We start from the raw sequence: 15,070 nt of genomic DNA, 5'->3' as shown, positions 1-15,070 counted from the left end.
AAACGCCCGGTTCAGCCATGTGGCACAGAACGATACGTTTTAAGGAGACCTAGATGGCCAATTACGATCCGAACGATCCGAACAAGACGGAAGTGCGCGAAACCTATGTTGAGCCGGTTGAGAAGCGTTCTTCGCCCCTGCCGCTGATCATCGGGATCCTGCTGGCGCTGGCCTTGGCCTATTTCGTTCTGACCCGCTTCATGGGCAATGACGAAGCCGAGATGACCGAAGAACCGGCAGCGGAAGCGACCGAGGAAGCGGCTGACGACGCGGCTGCGAATATGGAAGAAGCGGCTGCGGAAACCGAGGCTGCGGCCGAGGAAGCAGCGGCTGAAGAAGCGGCTGCAGAGGACGCTGCCGCCGACGCCGAAGCGGCCGCAGAAGATGCCGCCGCCGCAACCGAAGAAGCCGCGGAAGATGCCGCCGCCGATGCAGAAGCTGCTGCGGAAGACGCTGCTGCCGATGCTGAAGCCGCCGTGGAAGAGGCCGCTGCTGACGACGCTGCTGCGGCAACCGAAGAAGCGGCTGACGACGCCGCTGCCGCTGCGGAAGACGCGGTCGACGATGCTGCCGCCGCGACCGAGGAAGCCGCTGACGATGCCGCGACCGCAGCCGATGAGGCTGTCGACGATGCCGCTGCTGCGGCCAATGATGCCGCCGATGCGACCGCAGACGCAGTTTCTGACGCGGTTGACGCTGCGACCGAGACCGCAAACGACGCCGCTGATGCTGCCGCCAACGCAGCCGATGCCGCAACCGAGGCTGCGAGCGAAGCTGCTGCGAATGTCGCTGACGCTGTCGAGGAAGCTGCGACCGATGCCGCGAATGCCGTCACCGACGCTGTTAATGACGCCGCAAACGCCATCGTTGTCGAGGACGCTCCGGCAACCAACAACTGATGGTTGTTCGGATCGGCGGAAAACCTCCGCCGTGACGATGAAATGCGCCGCTGCACCTGCAGGTGTGGCGGCGTTTTTGCATATAGCGGGTTACGTATGCGGATGGGCTGCGATATTTAACGCAAATAACTTAGCCTCACTTGCTTGTGAAACTTTCTTGCGCGGTGCTACAGATTGCGCAACCGATATCTAAGGGGGACGGCGATGAAGATTGGCGCTTTAAAGGAAACCCATGACGGCGAGGCGCGTGTCGCGATCACGCCGAACTCTGCCGGTTTCTTGCAGAAGCTTGGTCACGAGGTTCACATTGAAGCCGGGGCAGGCGTGCAGGCAGGTTTTTCCGATGCCGATTATCAGGCTGCGGGCGTCACGGTAGATCCATCGGCGGAAGCCTTGACCGACACGGTCGATTTCGTCGCCAAGGTCCGCCCGCCGCAGGAGGATGAGATCCGGCGGATGCGTTCGGGTCAGACGCTGATCTCGCATTTCTGGCCGGCCCAGAACGAGGATCTGCTGAACCTCGCCAAGGATCAGGGCATCACGGCGATTGCCATGGACATGGTGCCGCGCATCAGCCGGGCGCAGAAGATGGACGCGCTGTCCTCGATGGCGAATATCGCCGGGTATCGCGCCGTGATCGAGGCGGCGAACAATTTCGGGCGCTTCTTCACCGGGCAGGTGACGGCAGCGGGAAAGGTGCCGCCGGCGAAAATTCTGGTGGTCGGCGCGGGCGTGGCCGGTCTGGCGGCAATCGGTGCCGCGACCAGCCTTGGCGCGCAGGTTTATGCCTTCGACGTACGCCCGGAAGTGGCCGAACAGATCGAGTCGATGGGCGCCGAATTCGTCTATCTCGATTTCGAAGAACAGCAGACCGACGGCGCGGCAACGGGCGGCTATGCAGCGCCCTCCAGCCCGGAATTCCGCGAAGCGCAGCTCAAGAAATTCCGCGAACTCGCGCCGGATATGGACATCGTCATCACCACGGCGCTGATTCCGGGCCGCGACGCGCCGGTGCTGTGGACGAAAGACATGGTCGAGGCGATGAAGACCGGCAGCGTCATCGTCGATCTCGCGGCAGAAAAGGGCGGCAACTGCGAGTTGACCGTCGCGGATCAGCGGATCGTCAGCGATAACGGCGTGGTCATCATCGGCTACACCGATTTCCCGTCGCGCATGGCCACGCAGGCATCCGAGCTTTACGGCAACAATATCCGCCATTTCATGACCGATCTGACGCCGGATAAGGACGGTGTCGTCAATCACGATATGGATGACGACGTGATCCGTGGCGCGACCGTGGCCCATGCGGGCGAGGTCACATATCCGCCGCCCAAACCAAAGGTTGCGGCGATTGCGGCGCAGAAGCCGAAGGAGAAGAAGAAGGAACTGACCCCGGAAGAGCGCCGCGCCGCAGAGGTTGCCGCGTTCAAGGCCGAAACCAAAAGCCAGATCCAGCTTCTCGGTGGCGGTGCCATCCTGGTCCTGCTGGTCGGGCTGGTGGCACCTGCCAGCTTCATGTCGCATTTCATCGTCTTCGTGCTGGCCTGTTTCGTGGGCTTCCGGGTGATCTGGAACGTGGCGCATTCGCTGCACACGCCGCTGATGGCGATCACGAACGCAATTTCCTCGATCATCATCCTTGGCGCGCTGATGCAGATCGGCTCCGGCTCTTGGCTGGTGGTGATCCTTGCCGCGCTTGCCGTGCTTATGGCGAGCATCAATATCTTCGGTGGCTTCCTCGTCACCCGCCGCATGCTGGCGATGTTCCAGAAATCGTAAGGGGAGAGGACGCATGGATTACGGATTTACCACTGCCGCCTATGTTGTCGCGGCAATTCTGTTCATCCTCTCGCTCGGGGGGTTGTCGGGTCAGGAAAGCGCCAAGCGCGCGATCTGGTACGGTATCGTCGGCATGGCGCTGGCGGTGCTGGCGACGCTGTTCGGCCCCGGTGCGGGTAACTGGTGGCTGTCGGTCATCCTGATCGCGATCGGCGGCGGGATCGGCTATGTCATCGCCAAGCGCGTGCAGATGACGGAGATGCCGCAGCTTGTCGCAGCGATGCACAGCCTTGTCGGTCTGGCGGCTGTCTTTGTCGGCTTCAACGCCCAGCTTGAGCTGAGCCGGGTGCTGCGCGCCAAGGCAGCGGGTCTGCCCGATGCGGTCGGCGTTGTGACCGACAGCGGTGCCGCGATTATCCCGCTGTCGCAGATGTTCCGCGGGTTCGCCGCCGTGCTGACCACCAAGACCCCGGCAGAGCTGAACATGCTTCAGATCGAGGTCTTCCTCGGCGTGTTCATCGGTGCCGTGACCTTCACCGGCTCCATCGTCGCGTTCGGCAAGCTGGCGGGCAAGATCGGCGGCAAGCCGAAGAAACTGCCCGGCGGGCATATGCTGAATGCGGCAGCAGCGATCATCTCGCTGGTCCTCGGCATCCTCTATATCGGGGATATCGGTCCGGCGATGTTCTGGCTGCTGCTGATCGCGCTACTCGCCTGCTTCATCGGCTGGCATCTCATCATGGGGATCGGCGGCGCGGATATGCCGGTCGTGGTCTCGATGCTGAACAGCTATTCCGGCTGGGCTGCGGCGGCCATCGGCTTCACGCTGTCGAACGATCTGCTGATCGTGACCGGCGCGCTTGTCGGCTCCTCCGGTGCGATCCTGTCCTACATCATGTGTAAGGCGATGAACCGGAACTTCGTCAGCGTGATCCTTGGCGGCTTCGGCGGCGAGACCGGACCCGCGCAGGAGATCGAGGGCGAGCAGGTGGCGATCGACGCCGACGGCGTGGCGCAGGCGCTCAACGATGCCGACAGCGTCATTATCGTGCCGGGCTACGGCATGGCCGTGGCGCAGGCCCAGCAGGCGGTCAGCGAACTGACCCGCAAGCTGCGCGCACAGGGCAAGGAAGTCCGCTTCGCCATCCACCCGGTCGCGGGACGTCTGCCCGGTCACATGAACGTGCTGCTGGCGGAGGCCAAGGTGCCTTACGACATCGTGCTGGAGATGGAGGAGATCAACGACGATTTCCCCTCGACCGACGTGGTCATCGTCATCGGCTCGAACGACATCGTGAACCCGGCTGCACAGGACGATCCGAACAGCCCGATTGCCGGGATGCCGGTGCTAGAGGTCTGGAAAGCCAAGGATGTGTTCGTGTCGAAACGCGGGCAGGGCGCAGGCTATTCCGGCATCGAAAATCCGCTGTTCTACAAGGAGAACACGCGGATGTTCTATGGCGACGCCAAGGATTCGATCAACGCGCTGCTGCCGCTGATCGACTGACCTTCCGGTCAATGAAAACGGAAAGCCCCGCCGGAAATGGCGGGGCTTTTTTCTTGATGTTTTGATGCCAGACTAAAGATTTCGAGCTTTGGCGGGGCGTAAATCGTGCTTGTCGATTGCAACCTTCGTAGCCCAGATGCTGACGGGTATGCCGACGACCGTTCCGGCAATACCGCCCCAGAAACCTCCGGCTTCAGGATATCCCAGCAATCCGGCAGCGAAACCGGCGAAAAATCCGGCAATCGTCCCGAGAATAGTCCCGACCAGAAAACCGCGCCAACACATGCTCCACCAGATTGGTAACACATCTCGATAGGTCATATCTTTCCATCCCGATTGAATCGAAAAAAAATTGCACGAATATCTAAACCAGGCAAGTTTTTGTAAAATAATAATAATTGTAGATATTTTCGTGATGTTATCCTGTGATTTCCGCTTGATCTGGACCACACTCCAGCCCCTACAAACCCTGTCGGCAAGGAGATTCGGGGATGAAGATCGGAGAACTCGCCCGCCGTACGGGCCTCAGCATCGACACGCTGCGCTTCTACGAAAAGATCGGTCTGATCGACCACCCGGCCCGTGACGGGGCAGGGCGGCGCGATTACGGGCCCGATATGCTGGAATGGGTCGGGTTCCTCGCCCGGCTGAACGCCACCGGCATGAAACAGGCCGACCGCATCCGCTACGCGGCGCTGCGCCGTCAGGGTGACGCCACGCTGGCCGAGCGCCGGGAGATGATCGAGGCGCATCGCCAGCAGGTCGTCGACCGGATCGCGATGCTCACCGGATCACTGGATTTCCTCGATGCCAAGATCGAAACCTATCGAGAGATGGAACGAGACCATGACCGACATACATCTTCAGCAGGGGCGCAACGTCGCCGCCAGGCTTAACCCGGAACTGCGCGATACGTTGGCCGCCAGATATGACGGCACCGTCCCCGGAATGGCCGACAGCCTGATCGAATGGGCCTATGGCCATCACTATGCGCGCGAAGGGGTGGACCTGAAAACCCGCCAGCTCTGCACCGTTGCCGCGCTGACCGCTATGGGTGGCCAGAGCGGCCCGCAATTGCGGGTGAATATCGAACACAGCCTCGCCGCGGGGGTTTCCCCACGCGAAATCACCGAGATCATCTGGCAGATGTCCGTCTATGGCGGCATGCCAGCGGCGATCAATGGGCTGAACGCCGCCCTGGAGGTCTTCGCCGAGCGCGGCATCGCGCCCGCTCAGGAACCGTCTTGACCGGCGTCCCGTCTTTCACCCTGGCCTAAATATCCACCTCCAGACGGCTGGAAACCGCAAATAAACCAGCCGTCTGCATGCCAAAATGGCAGGTTTCCTATTGCGCCGATGAAGCTGCGCGTTAGCATCCGCGCATGGACCGCAATCTTGATCATTTTCTGCGTACGAGACTGGTGAACGAGTTGCATGCGCGGCCCTCGCCGCGTGTGGCAGCGCCGTGTCACGCGGTCTATCTTGCCTTCAAACAGGTCGGCGACGCGGCTGCGCGTGATCGCGGTCATGACATCGCCCATCTGACCGACCTGACGGAGCGGCATGGCGCGCCGAAACCCTCTGCCGATGACGGGCATTATTCGGCTCAGCTTGGCCGTCACCGGCTGATCTGGGAAAGCCACACGGAGTTCGTCAGCTACACCGCCATAGCCGAAGGCGTGCCGCCGCAGGCTTTCGATCCGACGGCCGGGGCGTTCTTCTCTGCCGATTGGCAAAGTGCGGCGCCCGGTCGGCGGGTCACGGCGGCGATGATCCGGGTCGAGCTGATGCCGGAGGATGAGCGCGAAATCGACGAATCGTTGTCCGCATGGTTCAGCCGCGACAGTCTTGCGGCGTTCCGGGTGCTGGATAACTCCGCTGTGGTCGCATCGGATTTCCGTATCGACCCGGATGGCTGGATGCGCTTCGCCGTGTTTGTGCGCGACGGCACCCGGATGAGCCGTATCGGCCGGATCATCCAGCGGCTCTGCGAGATCGAGACATATCGCGCCATGTCGATGCTCGGGCTGGACCGGGCGCGGCGGCTGACCGCGCGGCTGAACGAGCTTGAGCCGGAACTGACCGCAATGGTCGACGAAATGGATCGCGGCGCGTCGGAGGCGAAGCTGCACAAGCTCTTATCCGTTGCCTCGCAGCTAGAATCGCTGGCGACACAGATCGCGTTCCGCTTCGGCGCGACGAGCGCATATGAGGCGATTGTGACCGATCGGGTCCGGGCCTTGCGCGAAGAACGCTATTACGACCGGCAATTGCTGGAAGAATTCATGACCCGGCGCTACGACCCGGCGATGCGGACCGTCCGGTCGACAGAAGCGCGGCTGAACCGGATGCTGGAACGCACGGGCAGGGCGGGCGAATTGCTGCGCACGCGCGTCGAGGTCGACCGGAGCGCGCAGAACCAGCAATTGCTGGAAAGTATGGACCGGCGCGCGGAATTGCAGCTTCGCCTGCAACATACCGTCGAAGGGCTTTCCGTCGTCGCGATCAGCTATTACGCGGTCGGTCTGGTCGGCTACATGGCCGCGCCGCTGGCCGGTGTCGTCGGGCTGAGCAAGCCGGTGCTTATGGCGCTGGCGACCCCGGTCGTGGTCGGTCTGGTCTGGCTGGCGCTGCGCCGGCTGAAGGCGGCAATCCATCAATCGTGACTGGACCTGACCGGGCAGGGCGGCGATAAACCGGAAAATCACAGGAGTTTTCCAATGAGAATCGCGTTTGCCATCGCCGCCGTTCTGGCGCTGTCCGCCTGCAATATTCCCTTCGTTCCGCTGGTCTGAGATCGATGTCCAAGTCATTGAAAATGTATGGCCTAGATTATTGTTCGACGGTGCAGAAAGCCCGCGCCGAACTCGAATCCGCGGGCTGGCAGATCGAGTTTCACGATGTGAAGGAAAACACCCCCAGCAAGGCCGAATGGACGGAAATGCTGGAAGCGTTTGGTGAAAAACTGGTGAACCGGGCCAGCCTGACCTGGCGTGGCATGTCCGACGCAGAACGCGCCGCCGCGCCGGAGGATATGTTGTCAGCGAAGCCGCCTTTGATGAAGCGGCCCGCGATCGAGGCGGATGGCGCGTATTATCTCGGCTGGACGAAGAACGTCAAACGCGCGCTTGGCGTCGAGGTCTGAGCCTCAGCTTTTCCACTTGATCGAACAGCCCATTGACGCGGTCTGTTCGCGCGGGCCTTCGCCGGTCTCGGCAATCTGAACCATCGCCTCGAATAATTCGCGCTTTGCATCCGCCGGACCGGGATTGCGGCCTGACGCGTCGAGGCGTCCGCGATACTGCAATTCGCCCTTGGCGTTGTAGCCGAAGAAATCCGGTGTGCATTCGGCGCCGTAAGCCTTCGCAACCGCCTGGGTTTCGTCATAGAGATACGGGAAGGTGAAGCCGTGTTTCTCTGCCTCGGCCTTCATATGCTCCGGGGCGTCCCGCGGATAATCCGCGACATCATTGGCGGAAATCGCGACGACACCGATCCCGTGATCGCGCTGAAGCTCTGACGCGTCGCGGACCAGACGGTCCATGATCGCCTGGACATAGGGGCAGTGATTGCAGATGAACATCACGAGCGTGCCGTTGCCGCCGCGCAGATCCTCCAGCTTGTGACGCGCGCCATTTGGGTCCGGCAGTTCAAACTCCGGCATCTTCGCGCCAAAATCGCATACGGGGGGTGAAACAGCCATCTGAACCTCGTTGATTTATGCGGTGTCGGGGCGATCCTAAACCGATATGGTTGCTGAGGTCGATATGTTGGGCGGGTTTCGGCTTTCCGAGCATATTGTCTCGTGTTATCAGCCGTATCGGTCCATATACGGCCTGTTTCTGTATCGCGATATAGTTACATAATACAGATTATTAATCTTTTATTAACCTGCGAGCGGGTCTGCCCGACCCGCCAAATCTGAAATCCATTTTCGGAGCCCACATGCCGGATTATCGGCTGACCATCATCATCGCGCCCTCCATGCCCGTTTTCACCCCCGAGGTGACGCGAGCGCTGCGTCACAGCGGCGCAGAGATCGTCGTCAATCCGCTGGCTGGCTGCGATGACATCAAGGAACGGCGCGAGAAGCTGATCGCGCTCGCAGCGGAAGATGCCCGGCGTATCGTGTTGTTGCCCGCATCCTCGGTCTGGCGGCTTGGTGCATTGCAATTCCTGCTTCCTCAGGCGCGCTATGTGCGGCTGGACACCGATGATCTGGTGCGCCCCGTGCTGCGCGCGTTGCGGGCTGAGGCGTGGATTTCGGCTGGTCAGGCAGATGGCAGCACGCGAAGCCTGCCGATCCCGCAGGATGTCAGCTTTCGGCCCCGCCTTAACCGCGCGCGTTTTGAGAACATGATTTACGCGATTTATGTGGGTCGGGCGATGATGAACGCAGCTTTGGATGGCTGCTCTGCAATTCGGATGGCGGCGAACGCCACAGACGTCGGAAAGCTGTTTCAGAATTTCGAAGAAAATGAAGTCTCTTCAATATCCTATGAGCCGCTTGAAGAACTTGTCAGGGATGCCGATGAATTGCGGTCGCTGATCCGGGATCAGCGCATACCCTGCCCTGATGTACTGCCGCCCGCCCTGCCCGCGCTGCACCCTGGCGCGCCGAGGCTGATGGCGTTCATGTGCGGGCGCAATGTGGCGGATTACCTGCCTGTGCTGGCGGCGCGGATGCAGGATGAAGATGTTAAGCTGGTCTATATCGACAATGAATCCGGCGATGGTTCGCATGAGATCGCAAGCGATCTGTGCGGTCGCGGCATCACTGCGGTCGAGCGGCTTTCATTTGATGGAGAATTCTCCCTTATCAATCAATTAAACTACAAATCTGAACTGATTTCTCGCTACGGTCCCAGATGGGTTCTGAACATTGATGCGGATGAGATCATCGAGCACCGGGAACCCCGCGGCACCCTGATTTCGGCTATCGAAGATGCCGAATGTAATGATTTCAACGCATTGACATTGAATGAATTTGTGTTCTTGCCGCTGAATGGTTCCGACCATTCCGGCGCAGACTACACCTCGACCATGCGGCATTACTATTTCTACGAACCTACCCCTTTCCGCCTCTTGCGGATCTGGCGCAATGGTGAGGGGCTGAGCAATCTGCATCGTGGCGGGCATTACCTCTCCGGCCCGCTGCGCCTGTCGCCGGTCGCGCATAATCTGCGCCACTACATCGCCCTCAGCGAAGACGCGGCGCGCGAAAAATATGTGGGGCGCAAATTTTCGCAGGCGGAACTGGCGCAGAACTGGCACCGCAATCGCACCGGCATTGACGAACAGATGATCCGCATGCCCGACCCGAATTCGGCGCTGATCAGGACGCTGTCGCCGGACGCCATGCGGGGTTTTGATCGCAGCACGCCGCTCAGCCAGCACTGGTGGCAATGGACGCCGGATCAGCGCGCCGCAGAAACACCTGCCCTTGCGGCCCGGCGGCGGCTCCCCTACATCTTCGGGGAACGAGGAAGGAAAGCTGCATGGCCATGGAAGCCCACGAAATCGAAGCCCTGATCCGCGCCGCCTTCCCGGATGCGCAGATCAACATCACCGACATGGCCGGCGACGGAAACCATTTCGCGGCCGAAGTGATCGACGAATCTTTTCGCGGCAAGAACCGTGTTCAGCAGCAACGCGCCGTTTATGCGGCGCTGGATGGCAAGATGGACGGGCCGTCCGGGCAGCTTCACGCGCTCGCCCTGACCACCAAAGCCCCCGACTGAGGAAACTGACATGACTGAAGCTCGTACCCAGATCCAGGAAGCGCTCGACGAAAACGACGTGGTGCTGTTCATGAAAGGCACCAAGGAAATGCCGCAATGCGGATTTTCCAGCCGTGTCGCGGGTGTTCTGAACTATATGGGCGTCGCTTACCGTGACGTGAATGTGCTGGCCGATGAGGGCATCCGGCAGGGCATCAAGGATTACTCCGACTGGCCGACCATCCCGCAGCTTTACGTCAAGGGGGAGTTCATCGGCGGTTGTGACATCGTGACGGAGATGACGCTGTCGGGCGAGCTGGACCAGCTTTTCGACCAGAAAGAGGTCCCCTACAACAAGGAAGCCGCCGATAAGATTCGTGAGGCGAATGCCTGAAACGCAGGCTGCTTTCCGGATTGTATATTAGCCCCGCCCTTCGGCGGGGCTTTCCTTTTGACGCCCGCCAAAATCGCCCCTAACTTGGCGCTACAGATAACGGAACAACTTTCTGGGAGGAAAGATATGACCATCCGCAAATCGCTTGCTGCCGCCGTTGTGGCACTGTCGGCCAGCGCCGCCCCGTTGGCCGCGCAGGATTTTGTGAACATTCTGACCGGCGGCACCTCGGGCGTGTATTATCCGATGGGTGTGGCGATCTCGAAACTCTATTCGGAGGCGATGCCGGACGCCCGCGTGCAGGTGCAGTCGACGAAAGCCAGCGTCGAAAACCTGAACCTGCTGCAACAGGGCCGGGGCGAGCTGGGCTTTTCGCTGGGCGATTCCGTCAAGGCCGCGGCCGAAGGCGATGAAGAAGCAGGCTTCCCTGCCCCGCTGGACAAGCTGCGCGGTCTTGCAGCCTTCTACCCGAACTATATCCAGATCGTCGCCAGCGAGGAATCCGGCATCACCACGCTGGAAGACCTTAAGGGCAAGGCGGTTTCGGTCGGCGCGCCGAAATCGGGCACCGAGCTTAACGCCCGCAAGATTTTCGAGGCGGCAGGGATGAGCTATGACGATCTCGGCAAGGTCGAATATCTGCCCTTCGCGGAATCGGTCGAACTGATGAAAAACCGCCAGCTCGACGCGACGCTGCAATCGGCCGGTCTGGGTGTGGCATCGCTGAAAGACCTGTCCACCTCGATCCCGATCACGGTCGTTTCGGTCCCGTCCGAGGTCGTCGATACCCTGGGCGCGCCCTATGTCGCGGGCGAAATCCCCGCCGGCACCTATGAAGGACAGGATGAGGCGGTCGGCACCGTCGCGATCATCAACTATCTGGTCACCTCGGACGCGGTCAGCGACGATACCGCCTATCTGATGACCAAGTCGATCTTCGAAAATCTCGACGATCTGCGCGCCGCGCATTCCGCTGCCGAGGCGGTCGATGTGCAGAAGGCCCTGCAAGGCATGACCGTTCCGGTCCATCCCGGTGCGCAGCGTTACTATGACGAAGTCGGCGTTTCCGCCGAGTAATCTGTCACCTCTCCGGGCCGGGGCGCAAATGTCCCGGCCCTGTTTTATGCCGGACAAACGACATGACCGAACCACAGCAGAACCACGCCGATGACGGGGCAGTGGCAGAGCTTCACGATCCGCTGGCCGACAGCTTTCCCGACAATATTCAGGGCCGCATGCTGTTCTGGATCGCGGTTCTGTTCTCGCTTTACCAGGTCGCCACGGCGGCGCATCTGATCAGCCTGAACAGCCAGATCCAGCGGGCGGTCCATCTGGGCTTCCTTCTGCTGCTGGGTTTTCCGCTGCTGGCGCTGCTGCGTCATCACAGCCGGGCGATGCAGGCAGCCGCTTGGGCGATGGCCGGTCTTGGCGTTGTCATCGCCGCCTATCAATGGATCAACTACACCCCGCTGATGCTGCGGGCGGGCGATATCAACGGGCTCGATACGGTGATCGGGATTCTGACGCTCGTCACGGTCTTTGCCGCCGCCTGGGTGGTGATGGGCCCGGCCCTGCCGCTCGTCGCCGGGTTCTTCCTGATCTACGCGCTGTTCGGGGAGTATTTCCCCGGTGCGATGCAGACCCGCGGTTATGATCTGGAACAGGTGGTTGAACAGATGTCCTTCGGGACAGAAGGCATCTACGGCACGCCGCTTTATGTCAGCGCGACCTATATTTTCCTGTTCATCCTGTTCGGTTCCTTCATGGAAAAAGCCGGGATGATCCGGCTGTTCACCGATGTCTCGCTGGGCATGGTCGGGCACCGGATGGGCGGGGCGGCCAAGGTCAGCGTCGTCAGCTCCGGTCTGATGGGCACCATCTCCGGCTCAGGCGTTGCCAATGTCGTGACGACAGGGCAGTTCACCATCCCGCTGATGAAAAGCTTCGGCTACCGCCCCGCTTTCGCGGGCGGCGTGGAAGCGACGGCGTCCATGGGCGGGCAGATCATGCCGCCGGTGATGGGCGCGGTTGCCTTCATCATGGCCGAAACCCTCGGCGTGGAATATATCGAGGTCGTCCGGGCCGCGATCATTCCGGCCATCCTCTATTTCTCCTCCGCATTCTGGATGGTGCATCTGGAGGCCGGACGGCGATCGCTGCGCGGGATGGAGAAATCCGAACTCCCCTCGGCCCGGAAAGCGCTGAGGGATGGCTGGTTCCTGATCCTGCCGCTGGCGGTTCTGGTGTTCCTGCTGTTCTCCGGCTTCACCCCGCTTTTCGCGGGCGCGGTCGGGCTGGCACTGACGATCATGCTGATCCTCGGGGCCTCGCTGATGCTGGGCCTGCCCTCGCCGGTGATCCGGGTGATCTTCTGGATCGGCATCGCAATGGCGGTCGGCTTCGTGCTGCAACAGCGGCAGGAGGTGATGCTGTGGGGCGTTGTCGCGGCCCTGCTGGCGCTGAGCGCCTTCACCCAGGGCGGGCGGGAGACCATCCGGCAGGTGATCGAAAGCCTGGCCGAAGGGGCCAAGACCGCCCTGCCCGTCGGCATCGCCTGTGCGCTTGTCGGCGTCATTATCGGCACCATGACGCTGACGGGGGCTGCGAACACATTCGGGATTTTCATCGTGAATGTCGGGGAAAACTCGCTGCTGCTGTCGCTGGTTCTGACGATGCTGACCTGTATCGTGCTGGGCATGGGTATCCCCACCATCCCGAACTACATCATCACCTCGTCCATCGCAGCACCTGCGCTGCTGGAACTGGGCGTGCCGCTGATCGTCAGCCATATGTTCGTTTTCTATTTCGGCATTCTGGCTGACCTCACGCCGCCTGTGGCGCTTGCCTGCTTTGCTGCCGCACCAATTGCGAAGGAAAGCGGCTTCAAGATCAGTCTGGAGGCGATCAAGGTCTCTGCCGCGGGCTTCGTGATCCCTTACATGGCGGTCTACACCCCGGCCCTGATGATGCAGGCGGGCGGTCCGCTGGCAGAGTCCGTGGGCTTCCCGCTGGCCGTGGCCTATATCCTGCTGAAATGCGTGATTGCCATCGGGCTTTGGGGGACGACCGTGACCGGCTGGCTCGGGCATCGGCTGTCCGTGGTTGAAAGGCTGCTCGCCGCCGTCGCGGCTTTGGTCCTGATCGCGGCCATGCCGATGACGGATGAGATCGGCTTCGCCCTGTTTGCCGGGTTCATCGCGCTCTGGTGGTTCATGGGCCGCCGGGGATGAGCTGCCTTCTGGCCGGTGCTGTCGCGCTGACACTGTCGGGCGATGCGTTCTCGCTGTCATGGACCCACTCCGTCGAGCGGGTCGAATGGCGCGAGGACTGGCGGATCGAGGGCGATGCGTTGCGCCTGACCCGTGCCGCGATCAAGGGTTCCGGCGCGGGAATGGAACCGGGGGAGAATGCGGTCTTGCAGGGTGGCTGGTGGATCTGGTCGCCGGATCTGCCGCCGCAGCCGCAATTGCTGCTGGCCGCCTCCGGTCTGACACCGTCTGCATGGCAAATCTGCGACGGCGATGCCTGTCAGCAGATCGGGGCCGATCCGGGCACGGCCATCGCCCTGAAACCCTGCCCAGCCGAATAAGAAAACCCGCCCAAGGGGGGCGGGTTTTCAGATCAGCGCGTCAACCGCGATACCAGTCATCCGGTCCGTTGCGGTCGTAATAGTCATAGTCAGCATAGTAATCGTCAGGCTGGCGTCTGCGGCGGCGTTTTCTGAGCGTCCCCGCAACGGCCATGCCAACAGCAAAAGCCCCGGCGAGGCCCAGCCCCGGTGCCGCGCGCGACTCCGTCACCTGCTCGACCTTCTCACGCGCCGCATCGACATTTTCGCGGGTCAGACCGGCCTTCTGCGCCGTGCCCGATGCAATTCCCGACACACCAGAAGCGGCGCTGTGGACGGTCGCCTCTGCCTTGTCGACGACGCCGCGTGCGCGGCTTTCGACACCGTTGATCAGCGACGACACCCGTGCCTGCGCATTGTCCATCGTCTCCTCAGCCTTGAAGCGCGCCTTGTTCAGCGCCGCATCGGCAGCAAGACCCAGACGCGCCTCGACCTCGTTTTTCAGATCGTCGGAGCTGGGCATGGGATGCTGCGGCGCTCCGGCCATCAGCCAGATAATCAGCGCCATGAACAAAAACAGCCCGCCGACGATCAGCGACGCAACCGTCGCGCCGAGGCCGAGCCCCCATGTCAGCCAGCTCCACAAAGCGGCGACCAGAAAACCGGCCCCGATCGAGGCCACCCCGCCCGCCGCCGCCTTGAGCGAGCTGCGCCGCGCCTTTTCGGCCAGCGCAAGCTGCATGTTGTTGATATAGTCGAACATTGGATCAGCGGCGCGCGATCATCAGCCCGACAAGGAACCCGATCCCGGCGGCAATGCCCAGGGCCTGCGCCGGATTGCGGCGCACCATATCCGACACGTCGTCGTAATAATCCTCTGCCTGGGCTGCGACATCAGCGGCCCGGCGTTCGCCCTCATGATACAGGCGGCGCGCCTCGTCACGGGCGACATCGGCATATTCACGGCCAAGCTCGCGGGCGCTATCGGCGTATTCGCCGGCCTTCTCGCGGGCGTTCTGGGCCACCTGCTGGGCACGACCTGCCAGCTCCTCGCCGCGCTGCCGCGCCGTGTCGAGCGTCTCACGCGCCTCGTAACCCACATCGCGGGCCGCCTCTTTCGCGTCGGCTTTCAGGTCGTTCGCAGAATATTCATTACTGGCCATGTCGGCTCTCCTTGTAAGTGCCAAACTTCACAGGGATAAA

Annotated in this window: 17 protein-coding genes; 13 read left to right on the top strand and 4 right to left on the bottom strand. The window is 61.6% G+C overall.

Features of this window, described 5'->3' with window-relative positions; all coding sequences use genetic code 11:
- Window positions 1-53: 53 nt before the first annotated feature.
- The 3 genes from PAF12_RS05915 to PAF12_RS05905 all read left to right on the top strand — a co-directional run bounded on the left by PAF12_RS05915 (window position 54) and on the right by PAF12_RS05905 (window position 4,185).
- Window positions 54-899 (top strand): hypothetical protein, encoded by an 846-nt coding sequence (locus tag PAF12_RS05915; protein ID WP_271109149.1) that lies wholly within the window; start codon window positions 54-56, stop codon window positions 897-899.
- Between the two features lie 204 nt (window positions 900-1,103).
- On the top strand, window positions 1,104-2,678 hold the full coding sequence (locus PAF12_RS05910; RefSeq protein WP_271109147.1) for a Re/Si-specific NAD(P)(+) transhydrogenase subunit alpha: 1,575 nt from the start codon (window positions 1,104-1,106) through the stop codon (window positions 2,676-2,678).
- A gap of 13 nt (window positions 2,679-2,691) precedes the next feature.
- Window positions 2,692-4,185 (top strand): NAD(P)(+) transhydrogenase (Re/Si-specific) subunit beta, encoded by a 1,494-nt coding sequence (locus PAF12_RS05905; RefSeq protein ID WP_271109145.1) that lies wholly within the window; start codon window positions 2,692-2,694, stop codon window positions 4,183-4,185.
- A gap of 72 nt (window positions 4,186-4,257) precedes the next feature.
- Here PAF12_RS05905 and PAF12_RS05900 read toward each other — a convergent pair whose 3' ends face one another.
- Window positions 4,258-4,635, bottom strand: coding sequence for a hypothetical protein (locus PAF12_RS05900; protein WP_271109143.1), 378 nt, complete (start codon window positions 4,633-4,635; stop codon window positions 4,258-4,260).
- A 41-nt stretch (window positions 4,636-4,676) separates the two neighbouring features.
- On the opposite strand from PAF12_RS05900, the gene PAF12_RS05895 reads away from it, so the two are divergent.
- From PAF12_RS05895 to PAF12_RS05880, 4 genes are all read left to right on the top strand, one after another.
- Window positions 4,677-5,081: a MerR family transcriptional regulator gene (locus PAF12_RS05895; RefSeq protein ID WP_271109141.1), complete on the top strand. Its 405-nt coding sequence runs from the start codon at window positions 4,677-4,679 to the stop codon at window positions 5,079-5,081.
- A complete protein-coding gene (locus PAF12_RS05890) occupies window positions 5,032-5,433 on the top strand; it encodes a carboxymuconolactone decarboxylase family protein (RefSeq protein ID WP_271109140.1) in 402 nt (133 codons plus the stop codon). Before PAF12_RS05895 ends, PAF12_RS05890 begins: the two co-directional genes overlap by 50 nt.
- Before the next feature lie 134 nt (window positions 5,434-5,567).
- Entirely contained in the window at window positions 5,568-6,851 is a 1,284-nt protein-coding gene (locus PAF12_RS05885) for a DUF3422 family protein (RefSeq protein ID WP_271109138.1), read from the top strand.
- Between the two features lie 134 nt (window positions 6,852-6,985).
- Window positions 6,986-7,330, top strand: a complete 345-nt coding sequence (locus PAF12_RS05880; RefSeq protein WP_271109137.1) for an arsenate reductase family protein — start codon at window positions 6,986-6,988, stop codon at window positions 7,328-7,330.
- 3 nt (window positions 7,331-7,333) lie between these two features.
- Here PAF12_RS05880 and PAF12_RS05875 read toward each other — a convergent pair whose 3' ends face one another.
- Window positions 7,334-7,888 (bottom strand): thioredoxin family protein, encoded by a 555-nt coding sequence (locus tag PAF12_RS05875; RefSeq protein WP_271109135.1) that lies wholly within the window; start codon window positions 7,886-7,888, stop codon window positions 7,334-7,336.
- Window positions 7,889-8,130: 242 nt separating this feature from the next.
- On the opposite strand from PAF12_RS05875, the gene PAF12_RS05870 reads away from it, so the two are divergent.
- The 6 genes from PAF12_RS05870 (at window position 8,131) to PAF12_RS05845 (ending at window position 13,888) form a co-directional block, all read left to right on the top strand.
- The gene (locus PAF12_RS05870) at window positions 8,131-9,717 is read left to right on the top strand and encodes a hypothetical protein (protein ID WP_271109133.1); all 1,587 of its coding nucleotides are present in this window, start codon (window positions 8,131-8,133) and stop codon (window positions 9,715-9,717) included.
- Window positions 9,684-9,926, top strand: coding sequence for a BolA/IbaG family iron-sulfur metabolism protein (locus PAF12_RS05865; protein WP_271109131.1), 243 nt, complete (start codon window positions 9,684-9,686; stop codon window positions 9,924-9,926). Before PAF12_RS05870 ends, PAF12_RS05865 begins: the two co-directional genes overlap by 34 nt.
- Window positions 9,927-9,936: 10 nt before the next feature.
- Entirely contained in the window at window positions 9,937-10,299 is a 363-nt protein-coding gene (gene grxD / locus PAF12_RS05860) for a Grx4 family monothiol glutaredoxin (RefSeq protein ID WP_271109130.1), read from the top strand.
- Between the two features lie 126 nt (window positions 10,300-10,425).
- Window positions 10,426-11,376, top strand: coding sequence for a TAXI family TRAP transporter solute-binding subunit (locus PAF12_RS05855; protein WP_271109128.1), 951 nt, complete (start codon window positions 10,426-10,428; stop codon window positions 11,374-11,376).
- 62 nt (window positions 11,377-11,438) lie between these two features.
- Window positions 11,439-13,529, top strand: coding sequence for a TRAP transporter permease (locus PAF12_RS05850; RefSeq protein ID WP_271109126.1), 2,091 nt, complete (start codon window positions 11,439-11,441; stop codon window positions 13,527-13,529).
- Window positions 13,526-13,888 (top strand): DUF1850 domain-containing protein, encoded by a 363-nt coding sequence (locus PAF12_RS05845; RefSeq protein WP_271109123.1) that lies wholly within the window; start codon window positions 13,526-13,528, stop codon window positions 13,886-13,888. The genes PAF12_RS05850 and PAF12_RS05845 overlap by 4 nt, the downstream gene beginning before the upstream one ends.
- Before the next feature lie 40 nt (window positions 13,889-13,928).
- On the opposite strand, the gene PAF12_RS05840 is transcribed toward PAF12_RS05845, so the two are convergent.
- The gene (locus PAF12_RS05840) at window positions 13,929-14,630 is read right to left on the bottom strand and encodes a phage holin family protein (RefSeq protein ID WP_271109122.1); all 702 of its coding nucleotides are present in this window, start codon (window positions 14,628-14,630) and stop codon (window positions 13,929-13,931) included.
- Between the two features lie 4 nt (window positions 14,631-14,634).
- Window positions 14,635-15,030: a YqjD family protein gene (locus PAF12_RS05835; RefSeq protein ID WP_271109121.1), complete on the bottom strand. Its 396-nt coding sequence runs from the start codon at window positions 15,028-15,030 to the stop codon at window positions 14,635-14,637.
- Between the last annotated feature and the right edge of the window lie 40 nt (window positions 15,031-15,070).

The organism is Paracoccus sp. SCSIO 75233 (assembly GCF_027912675.1).
Lineage (GTDB): Bacteria > Pseudomonadota > Alphaproteobacteria > Rhodobacterales > Rhodobacteraceae > Paracoccus.
Note: the sequence above shows the minus strand (reverse complement) of the source record. Positions and strands in the feature narration are given on the sequence as shown.